The sequence below is a fragment of the Rhodopirellula sp. JB055 genome, from assembly GCF_043100905.1.
In the GTDB taxonomy this organism is placed as follows: Bacteria; Planctomycetota; Planctomycetia; order Pirellulales; family Pirellulaceae; genus Rhodopirellula.
This window is the reverse complement of the sequence record NZ_JBICHO010000434.1, coordinates 1-7702: the sequence shown is the minus strand read 5'-3', so window position 1 is coordinate 7702 and position 7702 is coordinate 1. Positions and strand designations below refer to the sequence as shown.

The following is a 7702-nucleotide window of genomic DNA, read 5'->3' as shown; positions in this document are numbered from 1 at the left end:
ACTACAGCGACCATAATTTTCCCGGTGCGATTCCCACGATCGAGCAAGCCGATGCCGACTAACAGAAATGGTCGCAACGTCTGAAGCCGGCTCGGTTCGCGTTGCTTTGTGGCGAGCCACTGCTGAACCCTGCGATTCTGGGACAGATCAAACTTGCTAGGCAGCATTGGGACAGCGACTTGATGCTCGTCACCAACGGATTCTTCCTGCATCGGTTTCCCGAGCTGCCGAAAGTGCTCGTCGAGACGAATTGTCGACTTGAAGTCAGCCAGCACGGCACGCACGACGATTACGTCAAACGATTCCGTGAAGTCAAACACCTCGTTTGGCGTTGGCGAGAACAGTTTCCCGGAATCAGTATCAAAATTCGACAGTCGCACCGCGGCTGGATGCGTCAATACAAGGTCGAAGGTGGAAAGCCAATGCCCTTCGCCTCGCGGCCCAACGCCGCATTCAAGGTTTGCATGCAGAAAACGTGCACACAGCTCTATGAGGGCAAGCTTTGGAAATGTCCTGCGCTCGCCTACTTCGCCAAGCTCGAATCCAAACTTCGATTACAAGACTTGCCGCAATGGCAACTCTTCCGCGACTACCAAGCGTGTTCAGAAAACGCGACGGATGAAGAACTGCAAACCTTCATCGAAACCAAATCTATCCCGCAGTGCCGCTTGTGCCCCAGCAAACGCACCGCATTCTTCCATCCCGATCCTCTGCAACGGAGTGCCCTGCAATGACGTATCCTTCCGACTATCCGGAAATGCCGCCGTATCCCTTTGTCCCGCCGTTTGATCCGCCCGGCAGCGAACCGCCCTACGATCCCGAGGAAGACGACGACGGTCCAATCATTCTCACTCCGCCGCCATCGCCACCGCCGCCGGTGTGGCCCGACGACTATCCGCCAGGCACTCCCGACCCTGGCCCACGCCCACCTTGGTGGCCGAACGATTACCCTTGGCCGCCGCCACCCGAAGAACCGGTCGTGATCGAGTCACCGCCGCCGATTCACGTCTGGCCGCGACTGCCGCCGGACCATCCCTATCACGTCCCGCCGGGTTACTCTGCGCCAGACAATCTTCAGTCAGGTCACCCCGGCGAAGCCTATTCTGGTATGCCCGATTATCCCGTCGTTCATCCCGGAGACTGGGGCGACGATTGGCCGAGCTATCCAGGCATCCTCGACGAGTGACCGCCGACCGTTGACGAAAACGAATAGCGTTACTCTACCAAGGCAATAAACAAAACGCCGGCGTCCCACATCGGGGAGTCGGCGTTTTTGCGTTTTGGGATTTCGGCTGGTGCTACGATGCCATCGACGAACAGCTTTCGTGGCACTTGCGGCAGCATTCGACGCAATTGTCCATGTTACCGACCTTCTCACAGCTGTCGGCGCAGGCCTTGCAAATCGCTGCGCAAGCTTTGCAGTAGTGCGCATGGTGATCGCTATTGCGGCTCATGAAGTCGACGCAGGCAGCACAGGCCGCGATGCAGTCGAGCATCAGCTTGACGTGCGTTTGCTCGACGTGGTCGCCGCCTTCGGACAGGCAATGACTGGTCAGCATGTCAGCACAGGTCGTTTGGCACTCTTGGCAGTTTTCGATGCACTCTTTCATGGATGCGGTTGCGGTACTCATTCGTTTCTCCTTTAGAAATTGTTGTTACGGCCCCGTTGCCGCTGCATTAGCGGTATGCAACTTGCATACCACTACGGGGTATATTGGAGAATGACTTTTTGACAGCCTGGAGAAATCATGGACCACGATAAGAAACACGAGTCGTCCTTGCCGGTCGCCGATCCGTCAACGCAGATCGACCCGGTTTGTGGAATGACCGTTTCGGCGGATAGTCCACGATCGGCTGAGTTTGGTGGCAAGAACTACGTTTTTTGCAGCGACGGGTGCTTGGAAAAGTTCCAAGATGATCCTGCGGGGGTGCTGGCGAAGCGATCACAGAAAGAGGCATCAAGCGGTTCGCCTTGTTGCGGTGGCGGCGCAGCGGTACAGATCGAGGAAACCTCGGATACTTCTTCGTGCTGCAGTGGTCACTCATCGACCAAGGCGAGCGATGCGCCCGCAGACCCGACGGCGATCTACACCTGCCCTATGCACCCTGAAATCGAGCAGGTCGGCCCCGGCGACTGCCCGATTTGTGGGATGGACTTGGAGCCGAAGGTCGTCTCGTTGGATGAAGAGGGTGAAGATAAACAATACGCCGACATGAAACGTCGCTTTTGGGTTGGCGTTGCGTTGTCGGTGCCATTGCTCGTGATCGCGATGGGGCCGATGGTCGGATTGCGGGTCGCGGATTGGATGAGCCAGACGGTGTTTGGTTGGTTGCAGTTGGCGCTGGCGACGCCGGTTGTGTTTTGGTGCGGATGGCCCTTGTTGGTTCGCGGAGCCAAGTCGTTTCACACGATGAACTTGAACATGTTCTCGTTGATCGCCGTGGGAACATTGGCGGCGTATCTGTTCAGTTTAGTTGTCGTGCTGCTTCCTGGTGTTATCCCAGAAGCCTTCTTCGAGAACGGCGTTCCACCTCTCTATTTTGAAGCGGCGGCGGTGATCATCACGTTGGTGTTGCTCGGGCAAGTATTGGAGCTGCGAGCACGACAGCAGACGGGCGGAGCGATTCGGGAACTCATGAAGCTTGCGCCCGAGACGGCACACCGAATCACAGACGATGGCGAGGAAGATGTCTCGCTCGATTCAGTCCACAAGGGCGATCGGCTGCGAGTACGACCTGGCGAGAAAGTTCCGGTCGATGGGAAAGTTCTTAGCGGGTCGAGCAGCGTCGATGAGTCAATGTTGACGGGCGAGCCGATGCCGGTGAAGAAGGCGGAAGGTGACGAAATCACGGGCGGAACGTTGAACCAGACTGGTGCGCTCGTCATGGAAGCTGTCGGTGTTGGCGGGGACACGGTTCTGAACCGCATCGTGCAAATGGTTGCGGACGCACAGCGGAGTCGTGCTCCGATTCAGAAACTGGTCGATGTGGTCGCGCGTTACTTTGTGCCGGCGGTGATCGTTTGTTCGATGGCAGCGTTCATCGGCTGGGCGGTGTTTGGTCCAGAGCCGCAACTGGCTCATGCGTTCGTAGCGGCCGTTGCGGTGTTGATCATTGCTTGCCCGTGTGCGTTGGGGCTGGCGACGCCGATGTCCGTGATGGTGGGTGTTGGCCGAGGAGCGAAGGAAGGCGTGCTGATCAAGAACGCTGAAGTCCTCGAAGTCATGGAGAAGGTTGACACGATTGTTGTCGACAAGACAGGCACACTGACGCAGGGACGACCGGAAGTGACGGGTGTCGAGACGTTTGCTGACTGGAATGAGAACGATGTGTTGACGTTGGCTTCTGCTGTCGAAGCACAGAGCGAGCATCCGTTGGCTCAGGCGGTCGTTCGCCGAGCGAAGGCGGATGAGTTGCAGCTCGTGGAGGCGAGTGAATTCAATAGTATAACCGGTGGTGGCGTTCGCGCTCGCATCGATGATCATGATGTGTTGATTGGCAAGGCTGACTTGTTGGACGAACAAGGCATCGAGGGCGTTGATGCGGGGCGAGACAAAGCGGGATCGCATCAGGTCGAAGGTGCGACGGTTGTGTTCGTGGCGATCGACAACAAGCTGGCGGCAATTCTCGCCATCACTGACCCGATCAAGCAAAGCACGCCTGCAGCGCTAAAGACGTTGCATGAACTGGGGTTGAGAGTGGTGATGTTGACCGGCGATGCCGAACCGACCGCGAAAGCCGTCGCGTCGAAACTGGGCATCGACGAATTTCATGCTGGGGTTTCGCCCGAGGAAAAGCATGATTTCGTTCGCAAGCTAAAGCAGGAAGGCAAGACAGTTGCGATGTGTGGCGATGGGATCAACGACGCTCCTGCACTTGCCGAAGCGAACGTTGGCATCGCCATGGGCACCGGGACGGGCGTTGCGATTGAGTCTGCCGGTGTCACGCTTGTCGGTGGCGATCTTCGCGGTGTGGCTGCGGCGGCAAACTTGAGTCGCAAAACGATGAGCAACATTCGTCAGAACTTGTTTTTCGCTTTCATCTACAACACCCTGGGAATTCCGGTCGCAGCTGGGTTGCTGTATCCGATCTTCGGCGTGTTGCTCAGCCCCATGATTGCAGCAGCAGCGATGAGTTTTAGCAGTGTGTCGGTGATTGCGAATGCGTTGAGATTGCGGGCAGCCAAGCTCACGTAGTTCCGGTTGGTCGATTTGCGACCAGCGCATAGGCTCGGTAGACCGTACAACTGACCCCCTTTTCGCAAATGACTTTCAGAAAGTTCACTGCAAACATACCCCTCGCAGGTATCTAGCCGATTTGAAAAGCAAGCCAACATGCCGCTGCTCAGATCAAAGGAGTGATTTCAGTGCGATCGTTTTTGTTCAAGTCCGGACTATCAGTCATTGCGACTGCCGGAATTTTTTGTACCGCTGCCAGTGCCCAAATGCCTTCGATTGGTAACACGGCTTCGGCGATCGGTCGCACATTCACGCCTCCACCACCTGTGCCATCGGCACCCTACGGTTTAGATCAGCTCGATCCAAGCGGGCCACTATTTCCCGGTGTTCGCATCGACGGCAGCGACTTCGGTAGCACGCCAGCTCCCGTTTACGTCGACGGCGAAATGATCTCGGAAGCGTTCCCGATGGAAACAGAAGTCCAAGGATACAGGCTAGATGATTTCCTGACTCTGGCGGCTCAGAACAATCCCACGATCCGTCAAGCTCGGTTGCAGATTTCAGCACAGACCGCCAAGGCATTGCAGGCAGGTTTGTACCCCAACCCGACTCTGAACTACATCGGCGAACAGATCGGAGTTGATGTCGAAGGCGACAAGGATTCGCCGGGCGAGTTTCAGGGTATGACAGTGAGTCAGCGTTTTGTCACTGCCGGCAAGTTGAAATTGAGTCGCGAAAAATACATGCGTCGTGCTCATGTCTCCGAACACCTCGCGATGGCTCAACAGTTCCGCGTCTGCAATGACGTGCGGATTCACTTCTTCCGAGCGTTAGCGGGTCGCGAAATCGTCGAGCTGCGAAAGGAACTGTTGAAAACAGCCGAAGATGGTGCTGTCACTGCACGCGAGCTTTACAACCAAGGCCAAGCAACACGTCCACAAGTTCGCAAATCGAGCATTGCGTTGCAGCGGGCGAGGCTAGACGTGCTGTCCGCAGAGAATCACTACCGCGAATCATTTCGACGGTTGGTTGCGATCGTTGGTGTCGACTTGACCGACGGTGTCGTGTCCGGCGAGCTGATGCCGCAAGGTGAACCGCTTTCTTATCAGGAGGCGATGTCTTTGGTGCTCACGGAAAGTCCAGAACTTGCCGCCGCCCGAGCGAAGTTGGCAGCGGACCGCATCACCGTCCGACGTGAACAAGTCGAGTGGGTTCCGGACATCGTTGCCGAAGGCGGAGCCGGATATAACTTCGAGGCCAAAGAAACCACTGCAGCGGCCGGAGTCTCGATCGAACTGCCTGTGTTTGATCGGAACCAGGGCACCATTCGCCAAGCCCAACTGGATTATCGCCGGCAACAGGAAGAGATTCGACGAACCGAGTTGATGCTGGGGCAGCAGATGGCCAACGTCTACCAACAGTATTTGACGGCACTGCAAATCGCGACGGAATACGATCGGGTGATCATTCCCGAAGCCGAATTGGCCTATCAAGAATTGCTCGAAAGCTACAAAGCGAACCGAGTTGATTGGCCGACCGTTCTGGACGCACAGATGGATTACTTCGACTCACGTTTGACCCGAGTCCAACATCTCGAACAAGTCCGCACGAACGAAGTTCTCGTCAGAGGCTACCTGCTGCACGGCGGTTTGATGGCAGCCCCTGGCCCAACGCCACCAGGTCACATCGACGCCGTTGCGAAGCCTCGTTAATCAACGCTTCGTCGTCACCAACATCCATTCACATCAAACAGTCTCAATCTCATGCCCAGTCCAGAAGATCGTCGTAAGTTTTTGAAAGTAGGCTCGTTCGCCGCAGCAACTGGTTTCGTTGGCAATTTGCTGGGACGCGATGCCAACGCGCAAGAGCCCATGCAGCACAACGGCATGAAGCAACACGACAACATGCCGCAGCCAATCGGCAACGCCTCGGCTCGGCCTGAAATCCCGGCCTCATCTGAGGTCGTTGCGGAATACGACGGATTCTCTCGCTTCAAACCCAGTCGCGGTCTCGATCCAGACTCGGACTATTACATCGGCAAGCTGGTTCCAGGGTTTCGCAAGGCTTCCGATGGCCCCGCGCCATTTGAGGCTCCCGACATCCCAACGTTGCCCTACAAGATGGACAACGGTGTGAAGGTGTTTGAACTTGTGCCGATGGCAGTTCAGCAAGAGTTTCATCCTGGCGTGAAGATGAACGTTTACGGTTACAACGGCAGCATGCCTGGCCCGACGATCGAAGTCACGCAAGGCGATCGTGTTCGCATCGTCGTGACCAATGAATTGCCTGAAGATACGTTCGTCCATTGGCATGGTTTCGAGCTGCCCGTTCAGTATGACGGAGCCGCCACGTTGACTCAGAATCCCATCAAGCCTGGAAAGACGAAGGTCTTTGAATTCGACATCCACGAGGAAGGCACCTTTTTCTATCACTCGCATGTGGCGATGCAAGAAGCGTTTGGACAAGTCGGATGGTTCATCGTCCATCCCAAGAAGGTCTTCGATCCACCGGTGGATCGCGATTTCGGATTGCTATTTCAGAATTTTCATATTCCGCCGACGCACACGATTAGCGATTCGTGGTCGATGGACTGGAATTGGCACACGATCAACGGCAAGAGTGGCCCCTACACGACACCGCTTGTATGCAAACATGGCGAGCGTGTTCGTGTGCGACTGTTGAACTTCGCCCCGATGCAACACCATCCAATTCACCTGCATGGGCACACGTTTTGGGTGACCGGTCACGAAGGGGCTCGCATACCCAAGAGTGCCTGGGTTCCACGCAACAACGAATTGGTCGGTGTCGCTCAGGCTTCAAGCTTCGAGTTCATCGCCAACAACCCCGGCGATTGGATTTTCCATTGTCACATGATTCACCACATGATGAACCACATGGTCAAACAAGTGGGGCCGCGAATGCGCGATGACGCTTCGGTCGATCAGTACCTCGCGAATCTCAGCAGCCGTCCGCAAGTCGACGCTACACGAAGTGACAAATTCGCGACGCCAGGCTACCCACAGAAGATGCAGGGCATGGAGATGTCCGAGGATTTTATGAAAGCGATTTGGAGCCGAAAAGAGGTTCGCGGAATGCGAGCGAACTACCCGATGAGCGTAAAGGGTTTGATGACCGTGCTGCGAGTTCTGCCAGACGACCTGTATGAGTTGGTAATGAACAGCGACCAGCCGGTTGAAAAGGGAGCGGTATTCGCTGAAATCGTTCGTCGTTTCGGTGACCCCGGTAAGTACGAAGCTGCGCCCAAGATGATGATGTGAAGCGGACTAACTGCGGAGCCGTTTAGAGGCTAAAATCGGGAACTCCGCGAAACCAACTTGACTAAAAGTCTCCACGAATGCTGTCCGACGACGAGAAAAAGAAGCTCAACAATCGACTTCGACGTGTCATCGGACAAGTCGAAGCGGTTGGTCGCATGATCGAGGATGAGGAATACTGCGTCGATATCCTGATGCAGTTGTCCGCCGCGACGGGTGCACTCAACAAAGTCGGCCAAATCGTCTTGG

7 protein-coding genes are annotated in these 7702 nt (G+C 55.9%); 6 read left to right on the top strand and 1 reads right to left on the bottom strand.

Features of this window, described 5'->3' with window-relative positions:
• Window positions 1–182 precede the first annotated feature (182 nt).
• Both ACF8AM_RS17120 and ACF8AM_RS17115 read left to right on the top strand, forming a co-directional pair.
• Window positions 183–734, top strand: coding sequence for a hypothetical protein (locus tag ACF8AM_RS17120; RefSeq protein WP_392556806.1), 552 nt, complete (start codon window positions 183–185; stop codon window positions 732–734).
• Complete coding sequence (locus tag ACF8AM_RS17115; RefSeq protein ID WP_392556805.1) at window positions 731–1186, top strand: hypothetical protein; 456 nt, start codon at window positions 731–733, stop codon at window positions 1184–1186. Before ACF8AM_RS17120 ends, ACF8AM_RS17115 begins: the two co-directional genes overlap by 4 nt.
• 112 nt (window positions 1187–1298) lie before the next feature.
• On the opposite strand, the gene ACF8AM_RS17110 is transcribed toward ACF8AM_RS17115, so the two are convergent.
• Complete coding sequence (locus ACF8AM_RS17110) at window positions 1299–1631, bottom strand: four-helix bundle copper-binding protein (RefSeq protein WP_146414949.1); 333 nt, start codon at window positions 1629–1631, stop codon at window positions 1299–1301.
• Window positions 1632–1748: 117 nt separating this feature from the next.
• Between ACF8AM_RS17110 and ACF8AM_RS17105 the strand changes: the two genes are divergently transcribed.
• The 4 genes from ACF8AM_RS17105 to ACF8AM_RS17090 all read left to right on the top strand — a co-directional run.
• A complete protein-coding gene (locus ACF8AM_RS17105) occupies window positions 1749–4196 on the top strand; it encodes a heavy metal translocating P-type ATPase (RefSeq protein WP_392556804.1) in 2448 nt (815 codons plus the stop codon).
• 248 nt (window positions 4197–4444) lie between these two features.
• Window positions 4445–5890 (top strand): TolC family protein, encoded by a 1446-nt coding sequence (locus tag ACF8AM_RS17100; protein WP_392556803.1) that lies wholly within the window; start codon window positions 4445–4447, stop codon window positions 5888–5890.
• 51 nt (window positions 5891–5941) lie between these two features.
• On the top strand, window positions 5942–7456 hold the full coding sequence (locus ACF8AM_RS17095) for a copper oxidase (protein WP_392556802.1): 1515 nt from the start codon (window positions 5942–5944) through the stop codon (window positions 7454–7456).
• A 77-nt stretch (window positions 7457–7533) separates the two neighbouring features.
• Window positions 7534–7702, top strand: a 169-nt coding sequence (locus ACF8AM_RS17090; protein WP_392556807.1) for a metal-sensitive transcriptional regulator, incomplete at its 3' end; no start/stop codon positions are given.